This is a genomic window from Olleya sp. ITB9 (assembly GCF_001315805.1).
GTDB classification, from domain to species: Bacteria; Bacteroidota; Bacteroidia; order Flavobacteriales; family Flavobacteriaceae; genus Olleya; species Olleya sediminilitoris.
Map to the genome: position 1 here is coordinate 87382 of NZ_BCBW01000019.1, position 15777 is coordinate 103158.

16 protein-coding genes are annotated in these 15777 nt (G+C 29.5%); 8 read left to right on the forward strand and 8 right to left on the reverse strand.

The annotated features are described in order from the left end of the window. Nucleotides 1–3: 3 nt before the first annotated feature. Entirely contained in the window at nt 4–1335 is a 1332-nt protein-coding gene (gene mtaB, locus ITB9_RS05460; protein ID WP_054851454.1) for a tRNA (N(6)-L-threonylcarbamoyladenosine(37)-C(2))-methylthiotransferase MtaB, read from the reverse strand. A 134-nt stretch (nt 1336–1469) separates the two neighbouring features. Here mtaB and ITB9_RS05465 point away from each other — a divergent pair, with 134 nt between their 5' ends. Then, a complete protein-coding gene (locus ITB9_RS05465; RefSeq protein ID WP_054851455.1) occupies nt 1470–3092 on the forward strand; it encodes an ABC transporter substrate-binding protein in 1623 nt (540 codons plus the stop codon). A 7-nt stretch (nt 3093–3099) separates the two neighbouring features. Here the strand turns inward: ITB9_RS05465 and ITB9_RS05470 are convergent, their stop codons facing one another. The 4 genes from ITB9_RS05470 to ITB9_RS05485 all read right to left on the reverse strand — a co-directional run bounded on the left by ITB9_RS05470 (nt 3100) and on the right by ITB9_RS05485 (nt 6159). After that, nucleotides 3100–3795 carry a lysoplasmalogenase gene (locus ITB9_RS05470; protein ID WP_082396073.1) on the reverse strand — a complete coding sequence of 232 codons (696 nt, stop codon included), beginning with the start codon at nt 3793–3795 and terminating at the stop codon, nt 3100–3102. Nucleotides 3796–3797: 2 nt separating this feature from the next. Next, entirely contained in the window at nt 3798–4523 is a 726-nt protein-coding gene (locus ITB9_RS05475) for a lysoplasmalogenase family protein (RefSeq protein ID WP_054851457.1), read from the reverse strand. A gap of 110 nt (nt 4524–4633) precedes the next feature. Then, complete coding sequence (locus tag ITB9_RS05480) at nt 4634–5809, reverse strand: GlmU family protein (RefSeq protein WP_054851458.1); 1176 nt, start codon at nt 5807–5809, stop codon at nt 4634–4636. 98 nt (nt 5810–5907) lie between these two features. Further along, a complete protein-coding gene (locus tag ITB9_RS05485) occupies nt 5908–6159 on the reverse strand; it encodes a type B 50S ribosomal protein L31 (protein WP_028281743.1) in 252 nt (83 codons plus the stop codon). Between the two features lie 158 nt (nt 6160–6317). Here ITB9_RS05485 and ITB9_RS05490 point away from each other — a divergent pair, with 158 nt between their 5' ends. From ITB9_RS05490 to ITB9_RS05520, 7 genes are all read left to right on the forward strand, one after another. After that, complete coding sequence (locus tag ITB9_RS05490) at nt 6318–6827, forward strand: DUF4199 domain-containing protein (RefSeq protein ID WP_054851459.1); 510 nt, start codon at nt 6318–6320, stop codon at nt 6825–6827. Between the two features lie 36 nt (nt 6828–6863). Next, entirely contained in the window at nt 6864–7817 is a 954-nt protein-coding gene (locus ITB9_RS05495) for a glycosyltransferase family 2 protein (RefSeq protein ID WP_054851460.1), read from the forward strand. A gap of 65 nt (nt 7818–7882) precedes the next feature. Continuing rightward, nucleotides 7883–9610, forward strand: a complete 1728-nt coding sequence (locus ITB9_RS05500; RefSeq protein WP_054851461.1) for a phospho-sugar mutase — start codon at nt 7883–7885, stop codon at nt 9608–9610. A 4-nt stretch (nt 9611–9614) separates the two neighbouring features. Then, nucleotides 9615–11444 (forward strand): ABC transporter ATP-binding protein, encoded by a 1830-nt coding sequence (locus ITB9_RS05505; protein WP_054851462.1) that lies wholly within the window; start codon nt 9615–9617, stop codon nt 11442–11444. Between the two features lie 273 nt (nt 11445–11717). Continuing rightward, the gene (locus ITB9_RS05510) at nt 11718–12263 is read left to right on the forward strand and encodes an RNA polymerase sigma factor (RefSeq protein ID WP_028606478.1); all 546 of its coding nucleotides are present in this window, start codon (nt 11718–11720) and stop codon (nt 12261–12263) included. A gap of 33 nt (nt 12264–12296) precedes the next feature. After that, nucleotides 12297–12782, forward strand: coding sequence for a hypothetical protein (locus ITB9_RS05515; RefSeq protein ID WP_054851463.1), 486 nt, complete (start codon nt 12297–12299; stop codon nt 12780–12782). 12 nt (nt 12783–12794) lie between these two features. Beyond that, nucleotides 12795–13235 (forward strand): hypothetical protein, encoded by a 441-nt coding sequence (locus ITB9_RS05520; RefSeq protein WP_054851464.1) that lies wholly within the window; start codon nt 12795–12797, stop codon nt 13233–13235. A 68-nt stretch (nt 13236–13303) separates the two neighbouring features. Here ITB9_RS05520 and ITB9_RS05525 read toward each other — a convergent pair whose 3' ends face one another. The 3 genes from ITB9_RS05525 to ITB9_RS05535 form a co-directional block, all read right to left on the reverse strand. Beyond that, the gene (locus ITB9_RS05525) at nt 13304–14401 is read right to left on the reverse strand and encodes a hypothetical protein (protein ID WP_054851465.1); all 1098 of its coding nucleotides are present in this window, start codon (nt 14399–14401) and stop codon (nt 13304–13306) included. 74 nt (nt 14402–14475) lie between these two features. Next, complete coding sequence (locus tag ITB9_RS05530) at nt 14476–15147, reverse strand: SCO family protein (protein WP_054851466.1); 672 nt, start codon at nt 15145–15147, stop codon at nt 14476–14478. After that, the gene (locus ITB9_RS05535; protein WP_054851467.1) at nt 15147–15773 is read right to left on the reverse strand and encodes a toxin-antitoxin system YwqK family antitoxin; all 627 of its coding nucleotides are present in this window, start codon (nt 15771–15773) and stop codon (nt 15147–15149) included. Before ITB9_RS05535 ends, ITB9_RS05530 begins: the two co-directional genes overlap by 1 nt. Nucleotides 15774–15777: the final 4 nt, after the last annotated feature.

Here is a 15777-nt window from a genome sequence, read left to right on the forward strand (position 1 = left end):
TTTTTATGCTGATTGTTGATTAATAAAATCAAATCTTACTAAACCGTCGTCATCAATTTTAGTTAATTCTATATTATGTAAGGTATTAACAAACTCTGGATTCCATGGTGTTTTAACTTTTACATAATTGTCTGTAAACCCATGGATATAACCTGCTTTATTTTCGGATTCAAATAATACTTTTCTTGTGGCTCCTATTTGACTTTCATAAAAAGCACGACGTTTTTTTGCACTTAAACCACGTAACATTTTACTGCGTTTAGTACGTATGTTTTTAGGTACAACTTGGTCTAAACTTGCTGCAACAGTATTGGCTCTTTCTGAATAAGTAAAAACATGTAAATAACTAATATCAAGTTGGCTTAAAAAATTGTAGGTTTCTAAGAAATGATCTTCGGTTTCACCAGGAAAACCAACTATAACATCCACACCAATACATGCGTGAGGCATAACTTGCTTTATTTTTTTAACTCTATCTACATATAATTCACGCATGTAACGACGACGCATTGCCTTTAAAATGTCGTTACTTCCGCTTTGTAACGGAATATGAAAATGAGGTACAAATGTTTCGCTTTTAGACACAAAATCTATGGTTTCATTTTTAAGCAAATTAGGTTCGATTGAAGAAATCCTTAAACGCTCTATACCTTCTACTTCATCTAAGGCTTGTACTAACTCATAAAAGGTGTGTTCATGCTTTTTATTACCAAATTCACCTTTACCATAATCACCAATATTAACTCCTGTTAATACTATTTCTTTTATGTTTTGCTTAGATATTTCTCTGGCATTTTTTAATACATTATCTAATGTATCACTTCTTGAAATCCCTCTAGCTAAAGGGATTGTACAGTAAGTACATTTATAATCACAACCATCTTGGACTTTTAAAAAAGCTCTGGTACGATCACCAATGGAGTAACTTCCGACGTAAAAATCTGCATCTTCTATTTCACATGAGTGGACTTCACCTAAATCGTTTTTGGACAAGTCGTTAAGGTAGTCTGTTATTTTAAATTTTTCTGTAGCACCAAGGACTAAGTCTACACCATTTACATCTGCTAACTCTTGAGGTTTTAACTGTGCATAACATCCAACAGCAACCACAAAAGCTTCTGGATTAGATTTTTGAGCTTGCTTAACGATAGTCTTAAAACGTTTGTCTGCATTTTCTGTAACAGAACAAGTGTTTATAACGTAGATATCTGCTGGATCATTAAAATCCACACGATCAAAACCTTCGTCTTTAAAAGATCTGGCAATGGTTGATGTTTCAGAAAAATTAAGTTTACAGCCTAAAGTATAGAAGCCAACTTTCTTTTTAGTATTCAATTTAAAATAGTCTTTAATGCTAAGTAAGATTGTTTATATTTACCTAGTGTAATTACAAATTTGTGATTGCAAAATTACGTATTTTTTTTTAAGCCTTAAAAGGTGTTTAGACGCTTATATATTGATTACTATTAATGACTGTTTTAAAACGCAACACTACTAATTATCTAATTTTACTTGCCTTTATTAGCAGTATATTATCTTGTACAAATCAAGATAAAAACAACAAAGACCATTTAGTGTTTAGATATAATGAACACAAAAACATTGGCTCTTTAGATCCTGCTTTTGCTAAAGACAATGCAGATATTTGGGCTGTTAACCAATTGTTTAATGGTTTAGTCCAAATGGATGATAGCTTATTGGTGAAACCTAGTATAGCTAAGCATTGGTCTGTGTCTGAGGATGCATTACATTACCGTTTTGTTTTACGTGATGATGTGTATTTTCATAAACACAAATTATTTAAAAAAGATTCCACCAGAACTGTAACTGCTTATGATTTTGAATACAGTTTTAATCGAATATTGGATCCTAAAATAGCGTCTTCAGGACGTTGGATTTTTAATAAAATAAAACATTTTGAAGCTGTTAATGATAGCGTTTTTAATATTACATTAAAACAACCCTTTCCTGCTTTTTTAGGATTATTGACCATGAAATATTGTAGTGTTGTCCCTAAAGAAATCACAGAACATTATGGTACAGATTTTAGAGCCAATCCAATTGGAACTGGTCCTTTTAAATTTAAACGTTGGGAAGAAAACGTCAAATTAGTATTCAGAAAAAACAATCAATATTTTGAAACTGACGCTAAAGGCGAAACATTACCTTATCTTGAAGCAGTAGCTATTACGTTTTTACCTGATAAACAAAGTGAATATATGCAGTTTATACAAGGTAACTTGGACTTTTTAAATAGTTTAGATGCTTCATATCAAGATGACATTTTAACTACAAAAGGAGCCTTACGTGATAAATACGCCAACACTATTGACTTAATTAGAGGTCCTTATTTAAACACTGAATATTTAGCATTTTTCATGGAATCTGAACTAAATGAAATACAGTCTAAACGTATTAGAGAAGCGGTTAATTACGGTTTTGATAAACAAAAAATGATGACCTATTTAAGAAACGGGATAGGTATACCTGCTACTGGTGGTTTTATTCCTAAAGGTTTACCTGGTTACAGCAGTACTATTGGTTATACTTATCAACCAGAAAAGGCTAAACAATTAATAGAAGCTTACAAGACCCAAACTGGAAATAATAATCCTGAAATAACAATAACCACAACTAGTAATTATCTTAATTTTTGTGAATACATACAACGTGAATTAACTAAAATTGGACTAACAGTTAATGTAGATGTTATACCTGCTTCCACACTTAAAGAAGGTAAAGCTAATGGAAAATTAGATTTATTTAGAGCTAGTTGGGTTGCGGATTATCCTGATGCACAAAATTACTTGTCATTATTTTACTCTGAAAACTTTGCTCCTAATGGACCTAATTACACACATTTTTACAATACAAAATTTGATAGCCTTTACAAAGCTTCGTTTTTAGAAAACGATATAAAAAAGAGAATACAATCTTACACAACTATGGATAGCTTGGTATTAAGCAACTCGCCAATTGTTCCTTTGTATTATGATGAAGTGATTAGATTTACTCAAAAAAATGTATCTGGATTAAGTAGCAATCCTATTAATTTATTAGAAATTAAACACGTTAAAAAAGAAAAACAATAATATTATTTTAGACTAATACACTTTTATTATCATGTGCCTTTCTATTTAGAATTAATCCTAAAATAATAAGGTATTGCCCCATTGCATATCCAAACATGACCAAAAAGTCCTGAAACATTACATCTCCATAAAACATTTTAATAACCATTGTAGCTTCAGATAGCACAAACAAACCTACACCTAACAAAACAGTATAATAGCTTTTATTATTAACAACACCTTTTCTAATGTAAGCAAATAGAGTCATGACCAATGATATAAAAAAATACAATGTTATTGGTAAAAAATAATCTTTTAAATTAGGAAAAATAAGACTGTATAATATAGCTACTAGTAAAAAACAAATTACAAAAAATGGCACTAATCGTTTATTACTAAAATCCTCTTTATGAGAAAACTTAAGAATGTATAATATTTTACCTATTACAAATAAACCTATACTTATTATAAATTTAATTTTATTTAAATGGTCAATTATTAATATATCTCCTATAAAAAATAAAATTAAACCATAAAAAATATATTTTTCTACATAAACCTTTTTTTTATAAATAGCGTAAGCTGTAAAAACCAATAAGCTACCCATTACTAAAACCTTACTATAATACCTGTAAGGCATTGAAGGTAAATAGATTTTAGTATAAATATCTATTACAAGTAAGCAAATAAATAGAGGTGTATAGTATCGTATTAACTTTTCCATAATTACAGATTAGTTTTTAATACGTTTTCTGTATAATCAATAGTTGTTTTTTCTTTTAAAATCCCAACAATAATTAAATACTGTGACAAACAATAAAATAACATTACAGTTATTTTATTATAGGCTATCAATGGGTTATAAAAGGTTTTCAAGATATTAATGCTATCTGCAATCATTGATAAAAACACACCTAACATTACTAACCAAAAGCTACTTGTATTAACTTCGTTTTTCCTTAAAAAAGCAAACTGCATTAATAACATTACCACAAATAAGTAGATTAAAAAAGGAAAAAAATAATGATTCAGATTATTATAGACTATTGACGTAATTAAAGTCATGTAAGCAAAACAAAAGACTAAAAAAGGAATTAACTTAGAAATTTTAAAATCTTCATTATTTAAAAACCTTACAGAGTAGCATATTTTTCCTGCAATAAACAAGAATGCTGCAATTACAAAATGAGTCATTTTACCAGAATTACCTGTAATAAAGAAAAAATCTCCTATTAAAAATAATGACAATGCATAAATAACTAATCGTTTTTTAGTGTTGTCCTTTTGTTTATTATTTAAAACATAAAATAATAACAAACTAACACCTAAAGCAATTTTAGAAAAATATCTATACGAATATAAATCGTAACTATTTTTAAAAAATGAGTCCGATAAGTACAAGCTTAGATATAAGATTGAAAATCTTAAAGTATTTTTAAAAATAAAATTCATATTGATTTTAAAACAAAACAATATAAAAATTTAAATCAAAATTAACCCATAAAACCTTACAATTTCGATCATTAACCGTTGAATAGCAAGAGAATCAGTTAAATTAACGGTTAGTCTTTTCTAAACTTTTTAGTCTCTTCAAAAACATGTGTTAAAATAGCCTCGTCTTGAGCTGTAAAATCTATACCTCTTCTTTCCATAACTACCTTTGCTACCTCAAAAGCTTTAGAAGTCAAATACGTTGTAAAACCTGAAGCTCCTCCCCAACTATAACTTGGTATAAAGTTTCTAGGAAAACCACTTCCAAAAACATTAGAATTAACTCCAACCACAGTTCCTGTATTAAACATTGTATTTATACCAGATTTACTATGGTCTCCCATCATTAAACCACAAAACTGTAAACCTGTTTTTGCAAAACGTTCAGTTTCATAATCCCAAAGTTTAACTTGTACGTAGTTATTTTTTAGATTAGAATTATTTGTATCTGCACCTAAATTGCACCATTCACCTAATACTGAGTTTCCTAAAAAGCCATCATGCCCTTTATTTGAATACCCAAACAATACAGAATTATTGACCTCACCTCCTACTTTACTGTGCGGTCCAACAGTTGTTGGTCCATAAATTTTAGCTCCTAGCTTTAATGTTGCATGATCACACAATGCAAGAGGACCTCTAATTAAAGTTCCTTCCATTATTTCGGCATTTTTACCAATATATATTGGACCTGTACTAGCGTTAAGCGTAGCAAATTCAACTTTAGCACCTTCTTCAATAAAAATATGTTCTGGAGAAATCACATTATTACTTTTTGGAATAGGCTGTGAAGTATTGTCTTTTGTTAACAACTCAAAATCTTGCTGTATAGCTTCACCATTTTTTGAAAAAATATCCCAAGTATGCTCTATTTTTAAAATATCTTTATCAAATTCTATAGCTTCATAAGTATCAAAATCTACTGCTTCTTGTGTATCTGTTGTATAAAAAGCAATAACATCTTCATCTTTAAAAATAGCCTGATTTTCGGTTAAACCTTTAATAATTTCTACTAAATCTAAATTTGGTAAATATGCAGCATTTAGCATTACATTAGCCTCCAACTCAACCATAGGGAATTTTTCTGATAGATAGTCTTCAGTAATTGTAGTCGTTGTGTTACCTAAGTACAATTCCCATTTTTCTCTAATAGTCAAAATACCAACTCTAACATCTGCTACTGGTCTTGTATATGTAAATGGTAAAAGCTGATTACGAACTGGTCCGTCAAAAAGAATATAATTCATACTAAAAGTGAGTTTTGATTCAAAAATAATTCAATTTAGGGTAACAAAAAAGCCTTTCATTAAAATGAAAGGCTTTTAAAATATAGTTAACGCTAAAATTATTTTTTGAATTTTGCGTATTTGTTTTTAAACTTATCAATACGTCCAGCAGTATCAATTAATTTAGACTTACCTGTGTAAAACGGGTGAGACGTTCTAGAAATTTCCATTTTTATTACTGGATACTCAACACCATCAACTTCAATAGTTTCGTTAGTGTTTGCAGTAGACTTAGTTAAAAATACGTCGTCATTTGACATGTCTTTAAATGCTACCATTCTATAATTTTCTGGATGTATACCTTTTTTCATCGCTAAATGCTTTTTATCTTAACTAAATTCGAGGTGCAAATTTAAGTAATTTTTACAAACCTACAACTAATTTTTTAAAAAATTTTATTGTTAAAATTTGTAACGTTTTATTGTACATTTATACTTATGTAATATAATACAAACTTAAAATTTTAAATATGGACAACCAAAACATGTCAATTAAACCTATAGCAATCAATTATGGATTGTACTACGCCTTATTTTCAGTAGCAATAATTATAATACTGTATGCTACAAATATGGAAAAAAACTTTGCAATAGCTACAATTAATGTGCTAGGAACAATAGCTGTCTTTGTTTTAGCAATTATTGCTTACAAAAAGACTAATAATAATTATTTAACCCTTGGACAAGCTTTAAAAACAGGATTAGGAACAGCTGCTATTGGAGGCCTATTAGTTGCTATTTATACTTATTTGCACTACACATATATTCAACCTGAATTTATTGATGCTATGAAACAAATTCAAATAATTGAATTACAAAAACAATCTGCAAATATGAGTTCTGAGGACGCTGATGCAGCTATGGGTATGCTTGACATTTTAAGTTCAGCAGGTTTCATTGCAACAATGAGTGTCATTGGGTCACTTATATTTGGATTGATAGTATCTTTAATAACTGGTTTAGTTCTTAAAAGCGAATAATAACTTTATATTTGAAAATATTTTTCAAATTAAATTATGAACATATCAGTAGTCATACCACTACTTAACGAAGAAGAATCTTTAACAGAGTTACACCATTGGATAGCAAATGTAATGCAATCCAATGGTTTTTCATATGAAATACTTTTTATCGACGATGGTAGTACAGACCAATCCTGGAAAACTATTACTGCTCTACAAGCTAAAGATAGCAATGTAAAAGGTATTAGATTTTTAAAAAACTTTGGAAAATCTCAAGCATTACACGCTGGATTTGCTAAAGCTGAAGGTGACGTTATTATTACTATGGATGCCGACTTACAAGATAATCCAGACGAAATACCAAAACTTTACAACATGATTACTAACCAAGGATTTGAGTTAGTTTCTGGATGGAAAAAAAAGCGTTACGATAATAAGTTAACTAAAAACTTACCTTCTAAATTATTTAATTGGGCAGCAAGAAAAACTTCAGGTGTCCAACTTAATGACTTTAATTGCGGACTTAAAGCTTACCATAAAGATGTTGTTAAAAACATTGATGTAAACGGAGAAATGCACAGATACATTCCTGTTTTAGCTAAAAATGCTGGTTTTTCTAATATTGGCGAAAAAATAGTCCAACATCAAGCCAGAAAATATGGTGAAACTAAATTTGGAATGGACCGTTTTGTTAATGGTTTTTTAGACTTAATAACTATTTGGTTTTTATCTAGATTTGGAAAAAGACCAATGCATCTATTTGGTGCTTTAGGCGTTATTATGTTTGGTTTAGGACTTGTTTTTGCTTTGTATTTAGGAATAGACAAACTGTTTTTTAACACCTCTGGCAGACTAATTACCCAAAGACCACAATTTTATCTAGCATTAGTTACCATGATATTAGGATCTCAGTTTTTTGTGGCTGGTTTTTTAGGTGAAATAATTTTACGTCAAAAATCAGAAAAAAAACGCTATTTAATTAAAGAATCCTTAAATTTAGGTGAGTAAAACACATTATTACTAGCACTTAATCAATAGTTTATACAATCACCAAGTATTAAAAAAGTAAACCTATGAGACATATTGAACCAGAACTTTTAAACCGAGTAAACACTTGGCTTACACCAACTTTTGACAAAGACACACAAGACCATATAAAAAACCTAATAGCGACACAACCTAATGAGCTAAATGAAAGTTTTTATAAAGACTTAGAGTTTGGTACAGGAGGTATGCGTGGTGTAATGGGTATTGGTACAAACCGTATTAACAAATACACACTAGGTAAAAACACACAAGGCATTAGCAATTATATGCAAACCGTTTTTCCTGGAGAAGACCATAAAGTAGCTATAGCTTTTGATTGCAGACACAATAGTAAAAGTTTAGCTAAAGTCGTTGCAGATGTTTTTTCTGCAAATAATATAAAAGTCTATTTATTTGAAGACCTACGTCCTACTCCAGAGTTATCTTTTGCCTTAAAACACTTAGATTGTCATTGTGGTATTGTACTTACAGCATCACACAATCCTCCAGAATACAATGGTTACAAAGTATATTGGCAAGATGGTGGACAATTAGTACCACCTCAAGATGCACAAATAATTAATATTATTAACGCTTTAGATTATGCTGAAATTAAATTTGAAGCTAAGCCTGAATTAATAGAGTATATTGGACAAGAAGTTGATGATGTGTTTATTGATGCTTCAGTAAAAAACGGAAGTTTTGACACACAACAAAAAGACAAAGACAATTTAAATGTTGTTTTTACATCATTACATGGTACATCAATTACAACCATACCAGAAACCTTTAAACGTGCTGGTTATAACAACGTACATATTGTTGAAGAACAACGCGAACCTAATGGAGATTTCCCAACTGTAAAATCTCCAAATCCAGAAGAACCTGAAGCATTAAAAATGGCTTTAGAATTAGCTAAAAAAGTAGATGGAGACATCGTTATTGGTACAGATCCTGATAGCGACAGAGTTGGTATTGCTGTTAGAGGGTTGGATAATAAAATGATTTTATTAAATGGAAACCAAACCATGGTCATGATGACTCAGTTTTTATTAGACCAATGGAAAAACAATAATAAAATTAATAACAATCAATTTATAGGAAGTACAATTGTATCTACTCCAATGATGTCTGCTTTAGCTAAAGCATATAATGTAGAATGTAAAGTAGGTTTAACAGGATTTAAATGGATTGCTAAAATGATTAAAGATTTTCCGGACCAAGAATTTATTGGTGGTGGAGAAGAAAGTTTTGGATTTATGGTTGGTGATTTTGTGCGTGATAAAGATGCAGTAACATCTGCACTATTAGCTTGCGAAATTGCTGCACAAGCCAAAGCAAAAGGTAGTAGCTTTTATAAAGAACTAATAACCTTATATACAAAACATGGCTTTTATAAAGAAAGACTAATATCAATGACTAAAAAAGGTATTGAAGGCGCACAAGAAATCAAGCAAATGATGATTGATGCAAGAGAAAACCCATTAACGACCGTTAATGGATCTAAAGTTGTTAAAATTGAAGATTATCAATTATCTGAATCAAAAAATACTATAAACAATACTACAAGCACTATTGATATCCCTAAATCAAATGTATTAATTTATTATACTGAAGACGGAAGCAAAATAGCCTTAAGACCAAGTGGTACAGAGCCTAAAATAAAATTTTACATTAGCGTCAATACTACTTTAGACAATGTGTCAGATTTTGAAGCTACGGAACAGAAATTGGAATCAAAGATTGATGCTATATTAAAAGATATGCAATTATAATTTCATGAAAAAAATAATAGATCAACTTTACCCTTTTATAAAAAAGTTTAAAAAGCACGTTTTTTTTAATGTGCTTTTTAATTTATTATATGCTTTATTCAGTGCCTTAGCATTTGTATCATTAATACCAATGCTAAACGTCTTATTTGATAAAACTACAATAGTTAATAAAGCTCCTGTTTGGACAGGCCTATCTGGTATTAAAGATTACGGAGAACAATTATTAAATTATAATGTAAGTCGTTATTTAGAAGCTGGAAACGCACAAATGGCATTAGTTATAGTTATAGCTTTGGTGATCTCTACTTTTTTACTTAAAAATCTGTTTGGATACTTCTCTATGCAACATATGATGTATCTAAAAAATGGAATTCTGACAGATTTAAGAAAACAGATGTATCAAAAAATAATCAGTTTACCATTAGCTTTTTATTCTAAAAGACAAAAAGGAGATGTAATGGCTAGAATTTTAGGTGATATAAATGAAATGCAAAATTCCTTTTTCATCGCATTAGAATTAATAGTAAGAGAACCAGCAACTATAATATTTTCTTTAATTTTCATGTTTTCCTTCAGCTGGAAACTAACTTTATTTGTACTATTATTTATTCCTGTAGCAGGATTTTTAATTTCTAGATTAGGAAAAAGTTTAAAAAGTAATTCTCTTAAAGCTCAGCAAGAAGGAGGTCGATTGATTTCTATAGTTGAAGAATCTTTAACTGGGTTAAAAATTGTAAAAAGTTATAATTCTGAAACTATTTTTAATCAAAAATTCACTAATTCTGCAGACAGAATTTTAAAATTAGCCAATAAAATAGGCGTTAAAAACAATCTTGCTGGACCTGTAAGTGAAGTCTTAGGTATAGCTACTATAGCTGTATTATTATGGTATGGAGGACAACTAGTTTTAGTTGAAAATGTAATAAAAGGAACCGATTTTTTAGCTTTTATGGGATTAGCATATGCTATATTAACACCTGCAAAAGCTATAAGTAAAGCTTCTTATAAGGTTAAAAATGGAATTGCAGCAGCCGATCGTGTATTTGAAATTTTACATGAAGAAGACACATTACCAGACCTACTTAACGCTACTGTGTTAAATACTTTTGAAAATGAGTTAAAAGTTGATAACATTTCTTTTAAATATGATGACGACTATGTATTAAAAAACTTTAGCATCAAAGTTCCTAAAGGAAAAACTATAGCACTAGTTGGACAATCTGGAAGTGGTAAAAGTACAATTGCTAATCTTGTAACAAGATTTTACGATATTAATAAAGGAACAATTTCTGTAGATGGTAATGACATAAAAAAGGTGACAAAAAAATCATTACGTAATCTAATGGGCTTAGTAACACAAGACTCAATTTTATTTAATGACACCATAAAAAATAATATATTAATTGGTAAACCTGATGCAACCGAAGACCAAATTATTGACGCTTTGAAAATTGCAAATGCTTGGGAGTTTGTTAGCGAATTACCAAACGGTATAGAAACAAATGTTGGAGATGCTGGAAATAATTTTTCTGGTGGACAAAAACAACGTTTAAGTATTGCAAGAGCTGTACTTAAAAACCCTCCAATTATGATATTAGATGAAGCTACCTCTGCTTTAGACACTGAAAGTGAGCGTTTAGTCCAAGTTGCTTTAGAAAATATGATGAAAAACAGAACATCTATTGTTATTGCACACAGGCTATCAACCATACAAAATGCAGATCAAATTATTGTGATGCAAAAAGGAGAAATTGTAGAACAAGGTACACACACTCAACTATTAGATAAAAACGGAATGTATAAAAAGCTGGTAGAAATGCAAAGCTTTGAATAATTACAATATATATAAATCAAAAAAAGGATAAACAATTGTTTATCCTTTTTTTTATCAGTTGTTAGATTTGGGGCTAACAACATAAATACGCTTACAAGACAAAAGTAAACCTTTTTTAACACTAAACAAGAAAAAAAAACGCTTAATCGTTAAAACACAACTCTTAATCGTATCAACCGATTCAATCAACTAAAAAACAACACTTTAAACAACAAGATTATTCTTACTTTTTTAAATTAAACTTTTGTGCTAAATTACAGTCTAACTTAATGTATGTTACAAGAAGAAACACTTTTACTGCAAGAATTACAGTCTGAAAAAGACAAAAATGCAGCATTTAAAAAACTAATATCGCTTTATAAAGAGCGTTTGTATTGGCACATTCGTCATATTGTAAAATCTCATGATGATACAGATGATGTTTTACAAAATACCTTTATAAAAATTTTTAAAAACATAAATTCTTTTAAAGGTGATAGTAAATTATATTCGTGGATGTATAGAATTGCAACTAACGAAGCATTAACTCATATAAAACGAAATTCTAGAATAAAAAACAGCAGTAATGAAGAAGTTAATCAATTAGCTATAGATAGTTTACAATCTGATGTGTATTTTGAAGGCGATGATATTCAATTAAAACTTCAAAAAGCTATTGCAACACTTCCAGAAAAACAACAATTAGTTTTTAATATGAAATATTTTCAAGAATTAAAATACAACGAATTGTCAGAAATTTTAGAGACTAGCGAAGGCGCTTTAAAAGCCTCTTACCACATTGCAGCAAAAAAAATTGAAACCTATTTAAAAGACAATTAAACTATTTTACTTTTTTAAAGTCCTATTAATACAATGAAAAAGAAACAATTAAATACAACACAAGCTTCTGGCTTTAAAATTCCTGAAAATTATTTTGAAGGATTAGAAGACAAAATGCTTACACAAATACATTTAGAAACCCAATCTAAATACTCTGGATTTAAGGTTCCTGAAGACTATTTTGATACTATTGAAGCTTCAGTATTATCTAAAATAAATAAACCAGAACCAAAAGTTTATAAATTATTTACAAAAAAAACATTACTATCTGTATCTAGTATTGCAGCTGCATTGATGTTATTTTATAACCTGAATTTATTTAAATCATCTCCAACAACATTAAATGCCTTAGATACTGATACTGTTGAAAATTATATTTTAGACGAAATTGAATTAAATGATTTAAGCCTTTTAATTAATGACACAGAATTATCCCAAACAGATTTTATTGATTATAATACTATAGAGGTTGACGATTATTTAGATGATATAGATTTAAACGACTTTTATCAAGAATAAAAAAAATTGAAAATGAAAAAAAACATATTAATAGCACTAGTTTTATTGTTTTCTTTTAGTGCTTTTGCACAGAGAGACAAAGAAAAACAACACGAAAAAATTAAAGCTCTTAAAGTTGCTCATATTACAGAGCAATTAGATTTAACAACTAAAGAAGCTGAAGCTTTTTGGCCTATTTATAACAAGTTTGAAGAGGAGCGACACAAAATACGTGAATCCTATTCTGAAAAAAGAAAACGTGTTGATGCACAAAAACTAACAGAAAGTCAAGCAGAACAACTTGTAAAAGAAATGCAAGAATTAGAAGCTACTAAATTTAAAATGGATAAAGATTACGTCGCTAAACTTTCTAAAATTATAAGCTACAAGAAAATTGTACTATTATTTAATTCAGAACGTACATTTAAGAAAAAAATGATTGAAGAATATCGAGGTAGACACCGAAAAAATTAAGAATAAAAAAGAAGCCAAATAGCTTCTTTTTTATTGTCTAATATGGAGTGTTACTTTTTATAATTAGTCTACTTAAAACTAAGTTTACTAATCCTTTTATTTCCAGCAGTATAAGCTGTACTATCATTTACAAATCGTAATGTATAATAACCATCGTCACTTAAGTGCGTCCAAGTATGTCCTGCATCACCACTATAATCTATACCTTTAAAACCAATAGCAACTAGTTGTTTGGCATTACTATTTGGCACATACTTAACACAACTTCTGTAACCTGGTCCTACTCCATCAGAAACTGTTTTCCAAGTTTTCCCTCCATCTTTAGTTATAATTTTATTAGCTACGTTATCCTCTGCTTTTGTGTAATCTCCACCAATAGCAAAACCATTGTTTTGGTCATAAAAATCTATACTATACATTCCCGTAGTTTCTAAGCCTTGAATAATTGGAGTATTAAACACTTCCCAAGTCATTCCTTTATCTGGTGAAAACATAACACGACTTGCTTTACCTCCTGTAGCAACCCAAGTGTTATCTCCAACTATAGCAATATTGGTGTCACTTGCAGCAAAAGCAGCTTCACCAGGTTTTGCCTCAGGCAGCTTACTACAAGGTATTTTAGTCCAAGATTTACCTTTGTCTCTAGTTATAATTATGCTTAGACAATTATCTATAGGATCTCCAATTGCAATCCCTTCTTCGTCATTCCAAAATTCCATCGAATCATAAAACGCTTTGCTATGATTTTCTTGATAAACCACTTTATTTTTATGCAAATCTACATCAAGGTTAAAAACCAAAGCAGGTGACCCAATACTTAAACCGTAACCTTTATTATTAGCAAGAGCAAGAGCTCTAAAATTAGGTGTAATAGTATCGTGTGTTATTTGAATAGGAAAAAGATCTTTAACTGCATTAAACTCTGGTGCATCATTATGAAAATACATTCCAAATTTACCATCAGAGGTTAAATAAGCTAAACCAATAGTATCCATTATTTCAATAGCTCTTACATTAAGAGTCTGTTCTTCAATTAAAACTTCAATATTAACAGAAGAGAAGCTTTTTTGTTCTGTATTAAATTCTGATTTGTTTTGGCCAGCTCCACAACTTAGTAAACTTATTGTTAATGTTAAGCTCAGTACAATATATAGTGTATGTTTCATGTTTTAAATTTTCATAAAAATAGAAAAGCTCCACCATTACAGCGAAGCTTTTCAAAAAAAATAATCAACCAAAATTATTTACCTTCATGCTTTAAGGTTTTTATATCTGTGATTAATTGGGCTATTGAAGCTCTGTTTAATCCATTATAAATTCCTCTAATATGTTTTTGTTTGTCTATTAGTAAAAAATTTTCGGTGTGTAAAAAATCATTAATATCTTTACTTTCACCTAAATCATTTTCGACAAAATATTGTTCTCTTCCTAAATTATATATTTCATTTTTATCACCTGTAACAAGGTGCCATTTATTATCTTTTACGTTATAATCTGTTGCATATTTTTTTAAAACAGCTACAGTATCTATAGTTGGTGTCACAGAATGTGACAGTAATAACACCTCATCATCATCTTTAAATGCCTCTTGTATTTTTGCCATGTTACCAGTCATTTTGGGACAGATTCCTGGACAAGTGGCAAAAAAGAAATCCGTAACATAAATTTTGCCCTTAAATGTACTTTGCGTAATTGTATCTCCTAGTTGGTTTATTAATGAAAACTCTGGTATTTTATGAAAATCCCTCTCTGCATCACTATTTGGTGTTAACCAATTTGGTGTAAAAGACTCATCATTATAATACGGTAAATAGTCTGTCCTACTATTTTCTTCTATAACAATAGTTTCTTTTTTTACTTTACTATCGCAACTAGTAAAAATGATTAATAAGAGTATTAAAAACTGTTTCATTATTCTTTTTTATCTAGTACTACAACTTCGTCTTCTAGTTTAAAACAAGAGTTAGCTCGTCTCATACCAAAAATTCTTCCGTTTTTAGCCTCATAATTTACATAAAGCTTTCCGTTTTTTAACCAAGCTTTTTGTAAACCATCTTCTTTACCATTAGCTAATTGCCTTTGTTTTGATAATTGACCAGTATTGTACCATGATAAAGCTTCACCATTTACTGCTCCATTAACATACTTACAATCTAAAGCTAAAGTTCCGTTTTGCCACCAGGTTTTATAACTACCTTCTAACACGTTTTGTTTGTAATGTGACTGTAATTTTAGTACACTATTTTCAAACCAAACACAATACACGCCTTCTTTTTTTCCGTTTAAGAAGCCTGTTTTTTCTTTTAACTTATTATTTTTATGTAATCTTATGGCATAGCCAGTATACGGTTGACCTTTATAGAACCACACTCCTGTGTTTCCGTCTAACGATAAACTATCTTTAATTACATTTTTGTCTGCATCAATTGATGCTACATTTACTACACTTACTTTATAATTGCTGTTTGAAGTTGTATTAGTATTACAACTAACAATTAAAAAAACTAATATAATAAAAAAAAGTTTATAAACTTTCATTTTT

Excerpts from the sequence above, each read along its gene's own strand:
- ITB9_RS05465 (WP_054851455.1), top strand. The coding sequence starts at position 1,470 with ATGACTGTTTTAAAACGCAACACTACTAATTATCTAATTTTACTTGCC.
- ITB9_RS05470 (WP_082396073.1), bottom strand. The coding sequence starts at position 3,795 with ATGGAAAAGTTAATACGATACTATACACCTCTATTTATTTGCTTACTT.
- ITB9_RS05475 (WP_054851457.1), bottom strand. The coding sequence starts at position 4,523 with ATGAATTTTATTTTTAAAAATACTTTAAGATTTTCAATCTTATATCTA.
- ITB9_RS05480 (WP_054851458.1), bottom strand. The coding sequence starts at position 5,809 with ATGAATTATATTCTTTTTGACGGACCAGTTCGTAATCAGCTTTTACCA.
- ITB9_RS05485 (WP_028281743.1), bottom strand. The coding sequence starts at position 6,159 with ATGAAAAAAGGTATACATCCAGAAAATTATAGAATGGTAGCATTTAAA.
- ITB9_RS05490 (WP_054851459.1), top strand. The coding sequence starts at position 6,318 with ATGGACAACCAAAACATGTCAATTAAACCTATAGCAATCAATTATGGA.
- ITB9_RS05495 (WP_054851460.1), top strand. The coding sequence starts at position 6,864 with ATGAACATATCAGTAGTCATACCACTACTTAACGAAGAAGAATCTTTA.
- ITB9_RS05500 (WP_054851461.1), top strand. The coding sequence starts at position 7,883 with ATGAGACATATTGAACCAGAACTTTTAAACCGAGTAAACACTTGGCTT.
- ITB9_RS05505 (WP_054851462.1), top strand. The coding sequence starts at position 9,615 with ATGAAAAAAATAATAGATCAACTTTACCCTTTTATAAAAAAGTTTAAA.
- ITB9_RS05510 (WP_028606478.1), top strand. The coding sequence starts at position 11,718 with ATGTTACAAGAAGAAACACTTTTACTGCAAGAATTACAGTCTGAAAAA.
- ITB9_RS05515 (WP_054851463.1), top strand. The coding sequence starts at position 12,297 with ATGAAAAAGAAACAATTAAATACAACACAAGCTTCTGGCTTTAAAATT.
- ITB9_RS05520 (WP_054851464.1), top strand. The coding sequence starts at position 12,795 with ATGAAAAAAAACATATTAATAGCACTAGTTTTATTGTTTTCTTTTAGT.
- ITB9_RS05525 (WP_054851465.1), bottom strand. The coding sequence starts at position 14,401 with ATGAAACATACACTATATATTGTACTGAGCTTAACATTAACAATAAGT.
- ITB9_RS05530 (WP_054851466.1), bottom strand. The coding sequence starts at position 15,147 with ATGAAACAGTTTTTAATACTCTTATTAATCATTTTTACTAGTTGCGAT.
- ITB9_RS05535 (WP_054851467.1), bottom strand. The coding sequence starts at position 15,773 with ATGAAAGTTTATAAACTTTTTTTTATTATATTAGTTTTTTTAATTGTT.